A 15,388-nucleotide genomic window follows, 5' to 3' on the forward strand; every position below is an offset into this window, starting at 1 on the left:
CCTGCTGCACCTGCTGCGAATACTGCATCTGCTGCACCTTCTGCAGATGCCACATCACGGCCTCAGCCTTTGACCAGCCCGCTGTCCACAATCAAGTTCTGCCCGGTCACGGCGCGCGCCCAGGGCGAGAGGAAGAACAACACGGCGTCGGCAAACTCGGCGGGCGTGGTTACGCGGCGCAGCGGGGTCATGCTGGCGATGAGGTCAAACACGGCCTCGGGCGTGGCGCTGCTGGCGTCGGTGGTGCGCAGCAACCCGCCCGATACCATGTTGACGGTGATGCCGTGGGGCCCCAGGTCGTGCGAGGCGGTGCGGGTGAGCGACAGCAGCGCGGCCTTGGCGGCGGTGTAGTCGTGGTAGGGCACCACGGGGTTTTGAAACAGGTTGGTGCCCACGTTGACGATGCGGCCAAAACCCTGCGCGCGCATGGCGGGCAGGGCCATCTGGATGGTGTGGAGCGCGCCTTTCACGGCGCCGTCGATCTGCTGCGCAAAGCGCTCCCAAGCAATGTCGCCAATTTGCGGGCGCGCGTCGCCGTCAAACTGAAACTGCGCCAGTGCGTTGTTGACCACGGCGCTGATGGGCTGACCGGTGCGCTCGTGCGCCTGGGCAAACAGGCGCTGCACGGCGGCGGCATCGGTCACATCGGCCTGCAGTGCGACTGCGCGGGGGCCGATTTCTTGGGCCAGGGCCTCTGCGGCGGCCTGGCTGCGGTGGTAGTTGATGACCACGCCCGCCCCTTCGCGCGCCAGCGCGCGTGTGATGGACTGCCCCAGGCCGCGTGCGCCGCCTGTCACCAAAACCCATTGCTCAGAGAGCTGCATGTGTAAACCCTTTGTGTGTCGTTGACGCTGATTTTTGAATGCGCTGCGCGTGGTGCCTTTCTGCGTTTTGGCAAGGCTGGCGCAGCGCGTGGGGTTGCCGCCCCGGCGCCGTCTTAATCGACCGATGCCCCGGAGGCCTTGACCGCCGCGCCCCACTGGCGGATTTCGCTCGCGATGAAGCGGTCAAACTCGGCGCCCGTGGTGGGTGCGGGCTCTGAGCCGCGTTCACGGATGAATCGCGCCAGGGGTTCGCTGCGCAGCAGCTCTGTCACTTCGCGGTTCAGGCGCTGGGTGATCTCGGTGGGGGTGCCTTTGGGCGCCATCAGCCCCAGCCAGCCCACCGCTTCGAAGTTCTTGAGGCCCGGTATGCCGCTTTCAGCGACGGTGGGCACATCGGGCAACTGCGACGAGCGCTGGATGGACGTGACGGCCAGCGGCACCGCGCGCTTGGATTGAATGTGCGGCATGGCAGCGGTGACGGAGTCCACCATCAGCGGCATTTGCCCGCCCAGAAAGTCCGCTTGCGCGGGGCCGCTGCCACGGTATGGGATGTGGGTGATGAACACGCCTGCACGGGCCTTCAGCATCTCCCCCGACAGATGCTGCGTGCCCCCGATGCCTGCGCTGGCGTAGTTGAGCTGCCCGGGCGCGGCCTTGGCCTTGGCGACCAGGTCTTTCAGGCTGGTGATGCCGGACGCTGGGGTGGCCAGGAAGATAAGGGGCACTTTGGCGATCAGCGAGATGCCGACGAGGTCTTTGGTGGGATCAAAACTCACCTTTTTGTACAGCGTCTGGTTGACGGCCATCGCGCTTCCGGCGACGAGCAATGTGTAGCCGTCCGGGGCCGAGCGCACGACAAACTCGCTGCCAATGTTGCTGCCAGCCCCGCCCTTGTTCTCGACCACAACCGGTTGCCCCAGTCGCGCGCCCAGCTGCTCGGCAAGCGCTCTTGCAAAAATATCCGTGGCCTGCCCGGCCGGGAAGGGCACGATCAGTTTGATGGGTTTCTCGGGCCATGCCGCTTGTGCGGCAGTGGCCAACCCCAAGGCAAGGCAAGCAGCAGCGGCGGAAAGGATGAGGCGGCGATGGCGCATGAATGGGGTTCTCTCAATAGGGTTGAAAAGAGGCGGTGCCACAGATGCACAGCGCATCGGCGCGCCCAAGCGGGTCGGCAACGATGCTACCTCTACCGGCATGCGCCAACCCACGAGCCTGGGCCCCCAGAGCCTGTTTACGATCTCCCAGGGGTCGCGCAGCGGTCTTTGCGGGATGGGATGCAAGGCGCGGTGCGCAGCCGATAGCCTGTGCTATCGGCAAGGGCCGCAACGCCGCAGACCGCCCGCAAAGACCACTGCCCGAAGGGTTGCAGCGAAATCGGGCGATTGGACGCCCCGGCTGCTTGCATGGGCACGAGCCCATGCTGCGCACCCGAAGCATCCACTCATCCCCATTGCGCTCCAACGCGATCCCCTGCGAGATCGTAAACAGGTTCAAAGGCGCCCCGCTCACGCGGCAGACGGAAAAGGCTCCAGATACAACGCGGCCAGGCGCTGTTGCGCAGCCGCATTGATGCCCAGCGCTCGCTCCAGGTACCGACTGACGCCGCCGTATTCCACCTCGACACCGTGCAGCGCCGCCTCCAGAAACTCCTCTTGCACGCGCCACAGCACAGCCAGCACCTCTTCGGGCGCGTGGCTGCCCATGCCTTCGGGGCGGCGGTAGAGGCTGTTGGTGAGCAGGTAGTCGTGCATGACCACATCGCGTGGCACGCCCAGGGTCAGCAGGATGAGGGCGGCGGCAAAGCCGGTGCGGTCTTTGCCAGCGGTGCAGTGGAACACCGTAGGCGCGTCGCTGGCCAGCAGCAGGCCAAACAGTGCGGCAAAGCGCGGGGCGTTGTCGTGCACAAACCCGCGGTAGGTGTCTTGCATCAGCACCACAGCGTCTTGTGCCGTGAGCTGGCGGCCAGTGCGTTGCAGCTCCAGCGCACGCTGCACCACGGTGGGCTCGATGGCCAGCGGGTGGTAGGCAACGCCGGGCAGCGCGTAGGCATGGGCCGCGCTCTCGGCCTTGCCGCGAAAGTCCACCGCACGGGCCACGCCCAGTTCGGCCAGCAGGGCCTGGTCTTCGGGCGTCAGGCCCGCCAGGTGGTCGGAGCGGAAGATGCGCCGCCATTTCACCCGCTGCCCGCCAAGGCCGATGTAGCCGCCCAGGTCGCGAAAGTTGCTGGCGCCGGCGAGGGGAAGGGAGCGGGTGGGGGCTTGCTGCATGGTGCGTGGCGCGGATGTGCGGAGGGTTGTGTGGTGGGTGGGGTGCTGAAACAACAAGGATAGTCGGGCGGTGCGGCAGGCGCATGTCGCGCGGGCGGCTGGAGGCAGGGATGGCAGCGGCCCGCTGGTCTGCAGGCCTGCCGGTCTGGCAACCCCCTCTGCCCATACGCCACCGCCAACACGCCGGTGTGCAGAATCCGGGCATGCAGCGTTTTGTGCCCGTTCCCTTTAATTTGCAACCCTGGCTGATGGCAGCGGTGGTGGTCGATGCGCCTGCGGAGCTGGCGCAGTCACATTTCCCTGCGATGGTGTCGAGCATGCTGGTGGTAAGGCTGGCGGGGCAGGTGCATTGCCGGGGCGAGCCCGTGCCGCCAGCGGCCTGGATCAGCGCCAGCACCACGGCCACGGTGTACGAACACGGCGGGCCCGTGCGGGCCGTGGGGTTGGTGCTGCAGCCGGAGGCTGCGGCGGCACTGTTTGCCAGCGCATGGGGGCTGGCAAACACGCTGCGGCCGCTGGCGGAACTGGTGGGCCCCCAATGGGCCGAGGTGGAGCACGGTGTGCGGGCGGCAGTGGACGATGGCGCGCGGCTGGGGGTGCTCTGCCAGTTTGTACGGCAGGTGGTCGCCCTACCGTCACCGTGCGAGGCGCGGCGGCAGCAGGCGCTGGCCTTGCTGCAGGCGGCCAGCGCCGACGCCACGGGCGTGGGCCGGCGCACTGGCCTGAGCACGCGGCAGTTTGAACGGCGCTTTGTGGCGCACTGGGGCATGGCGCCCAAGCAGTTTCAGGTGATTGCACGGCTCAACAGCACGCTGTGGCACGCCCTGGCCAACGCGCAGGGCCGCCAGGGTGCTGAGCTGGCCGCCGACCAGGGCTACTACGACCAGTCGCACATGGGGCGCGATGTGCGCAGGCTGGCGGGCCACCCGCTGCAGGCCCTGGTGCAAGGCACGCGCAGCCCACTCACTGCGCACTGGCCCTTGCAGATTGGTGCACAGACGCAGCAGGCCGAGACGCCTCAACGGACAGAACCACCCGAACCAGCGCGCAGGCGGTAAGCGAGGTACAGCGGCATCACAAACGCCAGGCCAATGCCAAAGCAGGCTGCAATGCAAACCCAGCGCCACGCGCCCAGGCTGCGGTCTGCCGCCACCCAGACGGCAAACGCCACGGCGGCCAGGTACACGTCGAAGGTGATGCCAGTGGTCAGCGCATTGGCAAAGGCGTCTCGCCAGAAGACGTCGGGCATCACGCTGCCGCCAGCCAAGAAGTACACCCCATTGAAGTACCAGGGGACCACCAGGCCCACAAAGGACAGCAGCAGAAAGAAGACGCGCAGGTGCTTTTGCATCGGTTCGGTCCACCCCACTTACCGGGGGGCTGGTTGTAGTGAATCAATGCCGCGATTGGACGCAGGGAGCCCCCTGCCGGATAGGAAAAATGCGACATGCGCTGCGAGGCGCGCGGATGTGCAGGTGCAGGTGCAGGTGCAGGTGGTCCGTGCGCAGTTGCAGGCTGCGCGGCACGTGACGGAACAAAGTGCACCGGCACCGCAGGGCCGGCAGGCCCCACAGAGTCGCAGTGGGCCGCAGCGGGGGAGGCGGCACAGCGGCGCCGGTATGGCGCCACTCAGGCGCTGTTATTTGCCCTGCACGTACGCGTTGCGCGCAGTCACGCCCAGATCAGGGTAGTTGGCAAACATGCCGTCCATGCCCATGTCCAGGTGTTTGCGGAACTCTGCGGCGGCCAGGGTGGCGTCGGCCTGGGCAAAGGTCCAGCCGTGCACCTTCAGGCCTGCGGCGTGGGCCTGGTCGATGAAGGTCTTGGTGACGGGGTAGGTGGTGTTGTTGATGAGCACGCCCACACCTTCCGTGAAGGTGGCCACTTCCTTCAGCGTGAGTGACTGCACGCCCGTGCCGCCCGTCACACCCATGCGCACAGTGCCGTCAGCAGCGGTGGTGGCCACGCCCAGCAGGATCAGCGGCATCTTGTTGTTCTGCGCGATCTGCTTGGTGCGCAGGCTGCGCAGCGTGACGTCGCTGAACGACTGGATGAAGACCTTGCTGCTGGCGTTGTAGCCGTTGGCGTTCAGCGTCTTCAAGATGCCGTCTTCCATCACCGGGTCGGCCTGTTTGGCTTCGGGGTAGATGCCCACTTCGCGGCCCACGGTGCTGCTTTGTTTTTTGGCAAAGTCCACCACTTCTTGAAAAGTGGGCACGGTGAAGGGGCTGGCGGCGCTGGGGGTAAAGCCGGGGTAGCTGGTCTTGCCGGTGCCGGTGGGCACCACGGTCAAGGTCTTGATTTCAGCCAGCGTGAAGTCGGCCACCTTGTAGCCGCCATTGCGCTGCGCAAACAGCGCCGCCACGTTGGTGGTGCGGTTCAAGGTGTCGTCGTGGATGGCGACCAGCGCGCCGTCCTTGCTGATCTGCAGGTCAGGCTCAATGAAGTCGGTGCCCATGCGGATGGCCAGCTCGTAGCCCGCCAGGGTGTGCTCTGGCAGGTAGCCGCTGGCGCCACGGTGCGCAATGACCTGGGGCTGCGCGGGGACGTCGTCGTTGCCACCACATCCGGCAAGGACAACGGCGCACAGGCAGGCTGCGGCGAGAGAAAGGGCTTTGTGCATGGTGAACGGTTCCATTGGCAAAAAAACGCCCACTCTAGCGATGCCCCATGGCAATCTGGTGACACCAGCGCCTAGGCTGGCCCGCCTGCGGACTATGGCGGCAGCGAGGTGACGGCGCCGTCCACCACCAGCTCCTGGCTGCCGCGTGGGCAGGGTTGGTCGGTGTACACGGTGCGGCCGTTATGCACACATTTGCGGGGCTGAGGCGCGGGGGCCGATGCGGCGCCGTGGGGGCCGGAGGTGGCCGCGGCGCTGCGCTGGGCGGCGGCTCTTTTGTCAGGCGGCAGGGTGTCGGGGCCCGGGCGGGTGATCTTCTTCCAGGCCTGCGCCGCCCAGGGGCCTGCGTGGGGCCCCCACTGGTCGGAGGTCCACCATGCAGCCGCAGTAGCGGCCACCAGGATCAGTGCGATGGCGGTGAGGACGGTGCGTTCGGTACGGCTGCGCATGGGTTGGAGAGGTGACTATGGGACTATGGATGACGCCGTCCAGGAACACGGTGAAGGCACCGCGCGAGCTGACGCCCTTGGCCAAGCGCGTCAGCGCGTGCGTTGCCGCGCGACGCCCACATCGATTTCACCAAACACGGTGACGCCACTGGCGCCCTGCTGCGTGCGGGCTGCATCACCCGCAGACGATGCAGCGGGCGCGCTGCTGCAACCGGCCAACACCCCGGCGGCGGCCACGGCGACCCATGCCGCCCGCACCGTGCGCCGGAGGGCGATTGCGGCAGGAACAGCAGCAGATGCTGCTGCCGCTGCAGCAAGAGCCCCGCGCGGTGTCATCACTCGCCACCCAGGTGCTTGCCCAGGATGCCTGCCAGCTCGAACATGCCGGCCGAGTCTTTGCCGAACACGGCGCGCAGCTTGTCGTCGGCGACGATGGTGCGCTTGTCCTTGGGGTCTTGCAGGTTGTTCGCCTTGATGTATTCCCACATCTTCTTGACGGCCTCGGGCCGGGCCACGGGCTCGGCGCCGATCACGGCAGCCAGGGCGGCGCTGGGGGCCTTGCCTGCGGCGGCCTTGCGCGGGGCTTTGGCGGCGGTGGACTTGGCTGCGGCCTTTTTGGCAGGGGCTTTTTTGGCGGCTGCGGTGGTCTTGCCTGCCTTGGCGGCGGCGGTTTTGGCCGCAGCGCCCGGGCGGGGTGGGAACTTGCTGGGTGCAAATTCAAAGTTGACCTTGCCCGCTTCCTTGTCCCACGCCAGGTGGGCCTTGAAGTTGCGGCGCGTGCGCATGCTCACGAACTTGTCGAGCAGGTCGGTCTTACCGGTCTCCAGCAGCTTGTGCATCTGCTCGCGCTCCACGGGCTGCTGCAGGATGATCTTGCCGCTCTTGAAGGTGCAGCTCGGCGTGGGCTGCGCGGCGGTGGGCACGGCCTTGCTGCACACGTAGTTGCTGCCATGCTCGTGCACGTCCGACCCGCAGATGGGGCAAGGGCCGAGCGCGGCGTCTTCAAACTCCACGATCTCGCCAGACTCTTCGCCCTTCTTGTCGTCGCCAAAGTCGAATTCGAGCTTGTAGTTGTGCGCTTCGTCGTCGTACTTGATGACGATCTCGGACGTGAAGGGCCAGCCCGCCTTGGAGCGGAAGCCTTCCAGCGGGCCGATCTTCTTGTCGCGCAGCAGAGCGTTGGCCTCGGCGGTTTCAAAGGTGCGCCCTGCGGGCGATTTGCCAAAGCTGAAGCCGCAGCCTTCGGCGCCGGGCTTGCCCACACAGGCAAAACGGCGGTAGTTCTCTTTGACGACACCGCCGCAGTTGGGGCAAGGCGATTCGAGCGTGGCGTAGTCGCCGGGGATGGTGTCGCGGTCGTATTCCTTGGCCTTCTTGACCATGCGCTCGGTCATGGCGGCGATCTCGGCCATGAAGTCTTCGCGGCTGAGCAGGCCCTTTTCCATCTGCGAGAGCTTGTACTCCCACTCGCCGGTCAAGTCGGCGCGGCAGAGCTCCTCCACCTCCAGCCCGCGCAGCAGCGTCATGAGCTGGAAGGCCTTGGCCGTGGGGATGATTTCGCGGCCTTCGCGCAGCATGTACTTCTCGGTCAGCAGGCCTTCAATGATGGCCGCGCGCGTGGCAGGCGTGCCCAGGCCTTTTTCCTGCATAGCAGAGCGCAGTTCCTCATCGTCGATCTGCTTGCCCGCGCTTTCCATGGCGCCCAGCAGCGTGGCTTCGGAGTAGCGTGCGGGGGGCTTGGTCTTGAGGCCCTTGGGGTCCACGGCGACGGTGTTGACGCTTTCGCCGGGTTTGACCGGCACCAGGTTCTGGCCCTTATCGCCGTCCTTGCCGCCTTCGACTTCTTCAGCGGCTTCCTTGCCGTAGATGGCCAGCCAACCCGGCTTGACCAGCACCTTGCCTTCGGTCTTGAAGCTGTGCGGGGCCACGGTGCTGATGCGGGTGGTGACGGTGTATTCAGCGCTCGGAAAGAACACGGCCATGAAGCGGCGCACGACCAGGTCGTACAGCTTTTGCTCGGCTTCACTCAGGCCGCTTGGTGCCTGCAGCGTGGGGATGATGGCAAAGTGATCGCTGACCTTGCTGTTGTCGAAGATGCGCTTGGACGGGCGCACGTAGTTGTTGTTCAGCGCCGTGAGCGCGTGGGGCGCCAGATGCCGCATGCCACTGTCGGCCAGCATTTCAAAGGTCTGCTTGGCCACCGGCAAATAGTCTTCCGGCAGCGCGCGCGAGTCGGTACGTGGGTAGGTCAGGGCCTTGTGGCGCTCGTACAGGCTTTGCGCCAGGGCCAGCGTGGTCTTGGCCGAGAAGCCGAACTTGCCGTTGGCCTCGCGCTGCAGGCTGGTCAGGTCAAACAGCAGGGGCGACGCCTGGGTGGTGGGCTTGCTCTCTTCGGTGACCGTGGCCTGCTTGCCGCGCACGGCGTTGGCTATTGACTGTGCCTCGGCGGCAGACCAAACGCGGTCGGCCTTGGCTTCGGCATCCTCGCCTTTCTTCCACTTGGGGTCGAACCACTTGGCGGGGTATTCACCGGCCTGGGCGCCAAAGGTGGCGTGGATTTCCCAATAGTCGCGGCTGATGAACTTGCGGATCTTTTCCTCGCGCTCCACCACCAGCGACAGCGTGGGCGTCTGCACCCGGCCCACGGTGGTCAGGAAGAACCCACCATCGCGCGAGTTGAACGCCGTCATGGCCCGCGTGCCATTGATGCCCACCAGCCAGTCGGCCTCGGACCGGCTGCGGGCCGCGCTGGCCAGGCCCGCCATCTGCTGCTCGCTGCGCAGCGCATCAAAGCCGTCGCGGATGGCCTGGGGCGTCATGGACTGCAGCCACAGGCGCTTGACCGGTTTGCCAAGACCTTTGCCATCGGGCTTGCTGCCACCGGCGTACTGCTCGATCAGGCGGAAGATCAGCTCACCCTCGCGGCCCGCGTCGCAGGCGTTGATGAGCTGTGTCACGTCCTTGCGCTTGGCCTGCTTGACCACCGCGTTCAGGCGGCTCTTGGTCTTGTCCACGGGCTTCAAGTCAAAGTACGGCGGGATCACGGGCAGGTGAGCAAAGCTCCACTTGCCGCGCTTCACGTCGAATTCTTCAGGCGCCTGGATCTCCACCAGGTGGCCCACGGCGCTGGTGACTACATAGCGGTCGTTCTCGAAGTGGTCTTCGTGTTTGTCGAACTTGCCGGCCACAGGGGTCAGCGCGCGCACGATGTCTTGCGCGACGGAAGGTTTTTCTGCAATTACCAGGGTCTTGGTCATTTTGGGGCTCTCGCCTGTCGTCGTTCGTTCTGGTGTTCTGGAGTCAGCACGCTGGGGTCCGGCCCAAGCGCTTCTACAATTCGTGTCTCACGCGCACGTACACACATACACGCGCACGCACACATGTGTGCACCATCAAGTTAACAGAGTTTTTGCCATGCCCCGCTCCGCATCGCCCGCCGCCCCCGCCCTTGCATCGGGCCGCCGCATCCAGACCCGGCGCTCGGGCGTCCATGGCAAGGGTGTGTTTGCCGTGCAGGATATTGCAGAGGGCGAAGTCCTTGTGGAGTACACGGGCGAAGTGATTGGCTGGCAGGAAGCCCAGGACCGGCACCCGCACGACCCTTTGCAACCCAACCACACGTTTTACTTTCATGTGGATGAAGACCACGTGATCGACGCAAAGTTCGGCGGCAACTCGTCGCGCTGGATCAACCACAGCTGCAACCCCAACTGCTACGCCGACGAGCAGGGCGGCCGCATCTTCATCACGGCGCTGCGCAATATCAAGGCGGACGAAGAGCTGAACTACGACTACGGCCTGATCATTGAAGAGCGCTATACGCCCAAGCTGAAAGCCGAGTACCCCTGCTGGTGTGGCAGCAAGAACTGCCGGGGCACGCTGCTGGCGCCCAAGCGCGGCTGGGCGCCGCCCGTGCCACTGCCACCCTCCAAGGCCGCTGCCAAGCCAAAGAAAGCAAAGAAAACGCCCGCCAAAGCCCCTGCAAAAGCCCCGACCAAGGGCGCCAAGGCAGTAAAGAGCGCCAAGCAGGCCGCCAAGACCGGCCAACCCGCCGCAAAAAAAGGGCGCAAGCAATGACCCCCATCCGCTGGCCTGCCGAGGCGCTGTGGGAGGTGGTATCACCGCAACTGCCCGGCTTTACCGTAGAGGTGCTGCCGTCCATTGACTCGACCAACACCGAGCTCATGCGCCGCGCGCGGGCCGGGCAGTGTGAGCCCACCTTGCTCGTGGCCGAGCAACAGACCGCAGGGCGCGGGCGGCTGGGGCGTGTGTGGCAAAGCGACACCGGGGCGTCCCTGATGATGTCGTTGGGCCTGCCGCTGGCGCCCCGCGACTGGTCGGGCCTGTCACTGGCCGTGGGGGTGAGCGTGGCAGAAAGCCTGCAACCTGTGTTGCCACCGCGGGGCGCCGGCCAACCTGCGTGGGTGGGCCTCAAATGGCCCAATGACCTGTGGCTCGGTGGCGGTGGCGCAGGGGGTGGTGACCGCAAACTGGGCGGCATTCTGGTGGAGACCGCCAGCTTCGTGGCACCGCAAAGCAGCCCCGGCGCGCCCACCCCGACAAGCACCGCAGGCACGCCCCGTTACGTGGTGGTGGGCATCGGCATCAACGTCTTGCCACGCAACCCCGAGGGCATGAGCATGCCGCCCGGCAGCCTGCAGGATGTGGAGCCGGGGCTGGATGCCCCCACGGCGTTGCTGCGCATCGTGCCACCGCTGGTGGCCATGCTGCAGTCGTTCGAGGGGTATGGCTTTGGCCCCATGCAGCCGCGTTTTGCCGCGCGGGATGTGTTGCAGGGCCGCGCCGTCACGCTGAGCGACGGCACGGCGGGCATGGCCCATGGGGTGGGCGAGGATGGTGCGCTGCTGGTGCACACCGCCGGCGGCATGCAGGCCATCACCAGCTCCGAGATCAGCGTGCGCCCCGTATTGGCAGCCCGCCTCAGCCCCGAGGGGGACGCCACCGGCGGCCCGGCAAAGCCGGTTCCACGGTGACGTTGGCCGGGACCGCGCCGGTTGTGTAGGCTGTGCGCTGCAAGCAACACCTGAACGAAAAGAATGAAAGACAAGCCCCTATGCTGCGTTTTGCCGTGATCGTGGTGCTGCTGGCCAACGCGGGCTATTATGCGTGGTCCCAAGGGCTGTTGCGCCAATGGGGTCTGGCCCCCCAGGAGCAGTCGGAACCCCAGCGCATGGACCAGCAGATCCGGCCCGAGACGCTGCAGATCCTGAAGGTGAACCCCGGCAAGGGTGCTGCGGCCTCCAGCCCGGCAGCGGCCCCTTCGGCCCCCCCCAGCGCCCCCACACCGGCAGTGGCCGAGGCACCACCGCCCGCCCCCGACCCCACCGAGTGCCTGCAGGCCGGGGTGTTTGACGAACGCCAGGCCGAGGCCCTGCGCACGGCAGCCGCTGCGCTGCCGCGTGGCAGCTGGGTGCTGGATCCGACCCCATTGCCCGGGCGCTGGATGGTTTACATGGGGCGTTTTGACGATCTCGAAGCGCTGGACAAAAAACGCACCGAGCTGCGCGCCCGCAACGTGGATTTCGACCGCGCGGGCGGCTCTTGGGAATACGGCCTGTCGCTGGGCCGCTTCTCGACCAAGGAAGCTGCCGAGCGTGAACTGACCAACCTGAACAACAAGGGCGTGCGCACGGCGCGCGTGATTCAGGAACGCCCCGAGGTGGGCGGTTTCACCCTGCGCCTGCCGGCCGTGAACAATGCGCTGCGCCCGCAGCTCGATGCGCTGCGCCCGGCACTGTCAGGCAAGACCCTGCGCGCCTGCGGTTGAGCCGAGCCCCGGCTGGCGCGCTGTCGCCAGCGGCAGTGTTGTGCGCCCCTGCGCCCGCCCTCAGCTGCCGGCCACCACGTCATCCCGCGCCGCAAAACGCACCGTGAAACAGGCGCCCGGCGGGTGGTGGCCGGGTCGGGCGTCTTCGAGCATGACCTCGGCATCATGTTTGCGGGCGATCTCCCGCACGATGGGCAGGCCCAGGCCCGAGCCGTCGGCCTCGCTGCCCAGGGCGCGATAAAACGGCTGAAAAACCAGGTCACGCTCTGACTCGGGCACACCGGGGCCCGAGTCTTCGACCTGCAGCAGCAGCACATGGCCAAAGGTGTCGGCCAGCACGCGGGCCGTGACCACGCCGGGCTTGTCGGGGGTGGAGGGCGTGTAGTTGATGGCGTTGTCCACCAGGTTGCGCACCAGCTCCTTGAGCAGCGTGGGGTTGCCATCGACCAGCACGCCGGGCGAGCCGGGCTCGGCGCCGTCGTAGCCCAGGTCGATCTTTTTGTCCAGGGCGCGGGGCACCGAGTCGCGCACCACCTCGATCACCAGCCGCGCCAGGTCACAGGGCTGGCGCGCAATGCCCACGCCGCTGCCCTCGGCCCGGGCCAGCGCCAGCAACTGGTTGACGGTGTGCGTGGCGCGGATGCTGGAGCGCCCGATCTGCTGCAGCGAGCGTTTGAGTTCTTCGGTGCTGGTGCCCTCGCGCTGGGCCAGGTCGGCCTGCATGCGCAGGCCCGCCAGCGGTGTCTTGAGCTGGTGGGCGGCGTCGGCCAGAAACCGCTTTTGCGTGGCCAGCGAATCGTTCAGTCGCGTGAGCAGATCGTTCACCGATGACACCAGCGGCGCCACCTCCAGCGGCACGGCGTGGTCATCCAGCGGCGAGAGGTCGTCGGGGTTGCGCGCGCGGATGCGCTGCTCCAGCTGGTTGAGCGGCTGAATGCCCCGCGCCAGCGCCAGCCACACCAGCAGCACCGCCAGCGGCAGGATGACGAACTGCGGCAGCATCACGCCCTTGATGATTTCGGTGGCCAGCACGCTGCGTTTTTCGCGGGTTTCAGCCACCTGCACCAATGCCAAGGGCGTGCCGTTGAGCGGCAGCCGCACCCAGATATAGGCCACGCGGATATCGATGCCGCGCATTTCGGCGTCCCGCAAGCGCACTTCGCCCGTCAGGGGGACTTCTTCGGTGGGCGGCTCGGGCAGCTCGCGTTCGCCCGACAGGTATTCGCCGCCCGGCCCGATGACCTGGTAATAGACGATGTCGGAGTCATCGGCCCGCAAAATCTCGCTGGCGGGCTGCGGCAGGTTGAATTGGGCCTTGTTGCCGGCCACTGACACCAGCTGGGCCAGGGCGTGGGCGTTGTACTCCAGCGCCCGGTCAAACGGCTTGTTGGCCAGGCCCTGCGCCACCAGCCAGGTAAGCGCCAGGCTCACGGGCCACAGCAGCAGCAGCGGCGTGAGCATCCAGTCAAGGATTTCGCCGAACAGGGAGCGTTGCTCGCGCTGGAAGATTTTCAAGGTTTCAAGCCTTTTTGGCCTCTAGCGCTTATCCACAAAGCGCAAGCAGCTATCATTTTTATAGTCAGCTTGCAATTTTCTCAAGGCAATAGCCCAGGCCGCGCACGGTGGCGATGCGGATGGGCCCGCCCTCGATCTTCTTGCGCAGGCGGTGGATGTAGACCTCGATGGCGTTGTTGCTCACCTCTTCGCCCCACTCGCACAGGCGCTCGACCAGTTGCTCCTTGCTCACCAGGCGGCCGGCGCGCTGCAGCAGCACTTCCAGCAGGCCCAGCTCGCGCGCCGACAGCTCGATCATCTTGCCGTCGATGGTGGCCACGCGGCCGGCCTGGTCGTAGACCAGCGGGCCGTGCTTGATGGCGCTGCTGGTGCCGCCCATGCCCCGGCGTGTGAGGGCGCGCACGCGGGCTTCCAGCTCTTGCAGGCTGAAGGGCTTGGCCATGTAGTCGTCGGCGCCAAAGTCCAGGCCCTTCACGCGCTCTTCCACGCTGTCGGCCGCGGTGAGGATGAGCACCGGCAGGGCCGAGCCCCGGCCGCGCAGCTTCTTGAGCACTTCCAGCCCATGCATCTTGGGCAGGCCCAGGTCCAGGATGAGCAGGTCGAACTCGTTGTTGGTCATGAGCGCCGCGTCGGCCTCGCTGCCGCTGGCGACATGGTCCACCACGGCGCCCGAGGCACGCAGCGTGCGCAGCAGGCCATCGGCCAGCACCTGGTCGTCTTCGGCAATGAGGATGCGCATGGGGGAGTCTCCTGGTGGGATGGCTGCGGTCTGGCGCCGCGCCTGTGCCGCGATTTTAGGCGCCGCCGCGCCCGCGTTGGCGCCCTATCGGCATCCCGCCCGCGCCCGGCGTGCCACCCACGCAGCCCCTCGTCCCTGTGTGGGGCGAGGGGCCGACGCCCGCCCGATAAGAGCCGCTGCCAGCGCACCACGGCAGCAGCCTCCTCGCGCTGGCGTCAGGGCGACGTCACCGGGGGTCGGTAGCCAGCAGTTTGTGCACCAGCGCCTGCAGGTCGGCCTGCAGCCGGGCCATGCCCTCGGGCCACTGGGCCAGGGTCGCTTCATCCATATAGAGCTTGCGGTTGATCTCGATCTGGATGCTGTGGCGGTGCTGGGCCGGGTTGCTGTAGCGGCGCACCAGCTCCACCCCCTTGTAAGGGTGGTTGTATTCCACGCTGTAGCCGCAGCCACGCAGGTGCTCACACACCAGCGCCGACAGGGCCGGGCTGGCGGTGGTGCCGTCGCGGTCGCCGATCACAAAATCGGCGTGCACCAGGCCCGGAAACTCGGTGGCATGGCTGGCCGACACGGCGGGCATGGAGTGGCAGTTGATGTGGAGGCTGTAGCCGTGGCGGGCATGGGCGGCGTCAATGGCTTGCGCCACCGCTGCGTGGTAGGGGCGCCAGCAACGCTCGATGCGGGCACGCACCTCGGCCACGGTGAGCAGTCGGTTGTAGATCGGCTCACCCTCGTCGGTGAACTTCCAGATCAGGCCCTTGCCTAGGCGCACCTTGCTGAGCACGGCAGGGTCGGTGGAGAGCGGATCAGCCCAGGCACCATCGAGCAGCGTGGTGTCCAGCTCGGTGGTGTCGCGGTTGGCATCGAGATAGATGCGGGGGAAGTGGGCCTCGACCCAGGCCACGCCCAGCGCAGGGGCAAAGGCGTAGATCTTTTCGACGTGCGTGTCTTCGGCGCGGCGCAGCGTGGGCAGGTCACAGGCCGAGCCGAAATCGGCGGGGTAACACGTGCCGCTGTGTGGTGAGTCGAGCACCAGCGGCGTGGTGCCGGGCAGGCTCGTCACCAGGGGGGCATCGGCCGCCGTGGTGGCAAGGCCGGGCGAACCGGTCACGCCAGGTTCGGCGTGCTGGAAGCGTTGGTGGATCAGTTTCAAGGCAGCATGCATAGGCAGAGTGTGCGCAAAGGAGGG

At 66.7% G+C, this 15,388-nt stretch carries 15 protein-coding genes; 4 read left to right on the forward strand and 11 right to left on the reverse strand.

What is annotated here, in order from left to right; genetic code table 11:
• Positions 1 to 62 precede the first annotated feature (62 nt).
• The 3 genes from KI609_RS21845 to KI609_RS21855 form a co-directional block, all read right to left on the reverse strand.
• Positions 63 to 824, reverse strand: coding sequence for a 3-oxoacyl-ACP reductase (locus KI609_RS21845; RefSeq protein WP_226445619.1), 762 nt, complete (start codon positions 822 to 824; stop codon positions 63 to 65).
• A gap of 113 nt (positions 825 to 937) precedes the next feature.
• On the reverse strand, positions 938 to 1,918 hold the full coding sequence (locus tag KI609_RS21850; protein ID WP_226445620.1) for a tripartite tricarboxylate transporter substrate binding protein: 981 nt from the start codon (positions 1,916 to 1,918) through the stop codon (positions 938 to 940).
• A 411-nt stretch (positions 1,919 to 2,329) separates the two neighbouring features.
• Positions 2,330 to 3,091, reverse strand: a complete 762-nt coding sequence (locus KI609_RS21855; RefSeq protein WP_226445621.1) for a tyrosine-protein phosphatase — start codon at positions 3,089 to 3,091, stop codon at positions 2,330 to 2,332.
• A 110-nt stretch (positions 3,092 to 3,201) separates the two neighbouring features.
• Here KI609_RS21855 and KI609_RS21860 point away from each other — a divergent pair, with 110 nt between their 5' ends.
• Positions 3,202 to 4,149: an AraC family transcriptional regulator gene (locus KI609_RS21860; protein WP_226445622.1), complete on the forward strand. Its 948-nt coding sequence runs from the start codon at positions 3,202 to 3,204 to the stop codon at positions 4,147 to 4,149.
• On the opposite strand, the gene KI609_RS21865 is transcribed toward KI609_RS21860, so the two are convergent.
• From KI609_RS21865 to KI609_RS21885, 5 genes are all read right to left on the reverse strand, one after another.
• Entirely contained in the window at positions 4,110 to 4,442 is a 333-nt protein-coding gene (locus KI609_RS21865; protein WP_226445623.1) for a DUF2834 domain-containing protein, read from the reverse strand. The two genes, KI609_RS21860 and KI609_RS21865, sit on opposite strands and share 40 nt — an antisense overlap.
• 288 nt (positions 4,443 to 4,730) lie before the next feature.
• Positions 4,731 to 5,714, reverse strand: a complete 984-nt coding sequence (locus KI609_RS21870; protein ID WP_226445624.1) for a glycerophosphodiester phosphodiesterase family protein — start codon at positions 5,712 to 5,714, stop codon at positions 4,731 to 4,733.
• A 92-nt stretch (positions 5,715 to 5,806) separates the two neighbouring features.
• A complete protein-coding gene (locus KI609_RS21875) occupies positions 5,807 to 6,160 on the reverse strand; it encodes a DUF4124 domain-containing protein (RefSeq protein WP_226445625.1) in 354 nt (117 codons plus the stop codon).
• 90 nt (positions 6,161 to 6,250) lie between these two features.
• Complete coding sequence (locus tag KI609_RS21880) at positions 6,251 to 6,496, reverse strand: hypothetical protein (RefSeq protein WP_226450564.1); 246 nt, start codon at positions 6,494 to 6,496, stop codon at positions 6,251 to 6,253.
• Positions 6,496 to 9,417 (reverse strand): DNA topoisomerase III, encoded by a 2,922-nt coding sequence (locus tag KI609_RS21885; RefSeq protein WP_226445626.1) that lies wholly within the window; start codon positions 9,415 to 9,417, stop codon positions 6,496 to 6,498. The genes KI609_RS21880 and KI609_RS21885 overlap by 1 nt, the downstream gene beginning before the upstream one ends.
• 157 nt (positions 9,418 to 9,574) lie before the next feature.
• Here KI609_RS21885 and KI609_RS21890 point away from each other — a divergent pair, with 157 nt between their 5' ends.
• The 3 genes from KI609_RS21890 (at position 9,575) to KI609_RS21900 (ending at position 11,948) form a co-directional block, all read left to right on the forward strand.
• Entirely contained in the window at positions 9,575 to 10,237 is a 663-nt protein-coding gene (locus KI609_RS21890; RefSeq protein WP_226445627.1) for an SET domain-containing protein, read from the forward strand.
• Positions 10,234 to 11,154 (forward strand): biotin--[acetyl-CoA-carboxylase] ligase, encoded by a 921-nt coding sequence (locus tag KI609_RS21895; RefSeq protein WP_226445628.1) that lies wholly within the window; start codon positions 10,234 to 10,236, stop codon positions 11,152 to 11,154. Before KI609_RS21890 ends, KI609_RS21895 begins: the two co-directional genes overlap by 4 nt.
• 80 nt (positions 11,155 to 11,234) lie before the next feature.
• Positions 11,235 to 11,948 (forward strand): SPOR domain-containing protein, encoded by a 714-nt coding sequence (locus tag KI609_RS21900; RefSeq protein WP_226445629.1) that lies wholly within the window; start codon positions 11,235 to 11,237, stop codon positions 11,946 to 11,948.
• 60 nt (positions 11,949 to 12,008) lie between these two features.
• Here KI609_RS21900 and KI609_RS21905 read toward each other — a convergent pair whose 3' ends face one another.
• The 3 genes from KI609_RS21905 to KI609_RS21915 all read right to left on the reverse strand — a co-directional run bounded on the left by KI609_RS21905 (position 12,009) and on the right by KI609_RS21915 (position 15,364).
• The gene (locus tag KI609_RS21905) at positions 12,009 to 13,463 is read right to left on the reverse strand and encodes a sensor histidine kinase (RefSeq protein ID WP_226445630.1); all 1,455 of its coding nucleotides are present in this window, start codon (positions 13,461 to 13,463) and stop codon (positions 12,009 to 12,011) included.
• A gap of 64 nt (positions 13,464 to 13,527) precedes the next feature.
• On the reverse strand, positions 13,528 to 14,202 hold the full coding sequence (locus KI609_RS21910) for a response regulator transcription factor (protein ID WP_226445631.1): 675 nt from the start codon (positions 14,200 to 14,202) through the stop codon (positions 13,528 to 13,530).
• A gap of 226 nt (positions 14,203 to 14,428) precedes the next feature.
• Positions 14,429 to 15,364 carry an N-formylglutamate amidohydrolase gene (locus tag KI609_RS21915; protein ID WP_226445632.1) on the reverse strand — a complete coding sequence of 312 codons (936 nt, stop codon included), beginning with the start codon at positions 15,362 to 15,364 and terminating at the stop codon, positions 14,429 to 14,431.
• Positions 15,365 to 15,388 lie beyond the last annotated feature (24 nt).

This window comes from Acidovorax radicis, assembly GCF_020510705.1.
Classification (GTDB): Bacteria; Pseudomonadota; Gammaproteobacteria; order Burkholderiales; family Burkholderiaceae_C; genus Acidovorax; species Acidovorax radicis_A.

Coding starts and splice junctions, on each gene's coding strand:
- KI609_RS21845 (WP_226445619.1), bottom strand. CDS start 824: ATGCAGCTCTCTGAGCAATGGGTTTTGGTGACAGGCGGCGCACGCGGC.
- KI609_RS21850 (WP_226445620.1), bottom strand. CDS start 1,918: ATGCGCCATCGCCGCCTCATCCTTTCCGCCGCTGCTGCTTGCCTTGCC.
- KI609_RS21855 (WP_226445621.1), bottom strand. CDS start 3,091: ATGCAGCAAGCCCCCACCCGCTCCCTTCCCCTCGCCGGCGCCAGCAAC.
- KI609_RS21860 (WP_226445622.1), top strand. CDS start 3,202: ATGGCAGCGGCCCGCTGGTCTGCAGGCCTGCCGGTCTGGCAACCCCCT.
- KI609_RS21865 (WP_226445623.1), bottom strand. CDS start 4,442: ATGCAAAAGCACCTGCGCGTCTTCTTTCTGCTGCTGTCCTTTGTGGGC.
- KI609_RS21870 (WP_226445624.1), bottom strand. CDS start 5,714: ATGCACAAAGCCCTTTCTCTCGCCGCAGCCTGCCTGTGCGCCGTTGTC.
- KI609_RS21875 (WP_226445625.1), bottom strand. CDS start 6,160: ATGCGCAGCCGTACCGAACGCACCGTCCTCACCGCCATCGCACTGATC.
- KI609_RS21880 (WP_226450564.1), bottom strand. CDS start 6,496: ATGACACCGCGCGGGGCTCTTGCTGCAGCGGCAGCAGCATCTGCTGCT.
- KI609_RS21885 (WP_226445626.1), bottom strand. CDS start 9,417: ATGACCAAGACCCTGGTAATTGCAGAAAAACCTTCCGTCGCGCAAGAC.
- KI609_RS21890 (WP_226445627.1), top strand. CDS start 9,575: ATGCCCCGCTCCGCATCGCCCGCCGCCCCCGCCCTTGCATCGGGCCGC.
- KI609_RS21895 (WP_226445628.1), top strand. CDS start 10,234: ATGACCCCCATCCGCTGGCCTGCCGAGGCGCTGTGGGAGGTGGTATCA.
- KI609_RS21900 (WP_226445629.1), top strand. CDS start 11,235: ATGCTGCGTTTTGCCGTGATCGTGGTGCTGCTGGCCAACGCGGGCTAT.
- KI609_RS21910 (WP_226445631.1), bottom strand. CDS start 14,202: ATGCGCATCCTCATTGCCGAAGACGACCAGGTGCTGGCCGATGGCCTG.
- KI609_RS21915 (WP_226445632.1), bottom strand. CDS start 15,364: ATGCATGCTGCCTTGAAACTGATCCACCAACGCTTCCAGCACGCCGAA.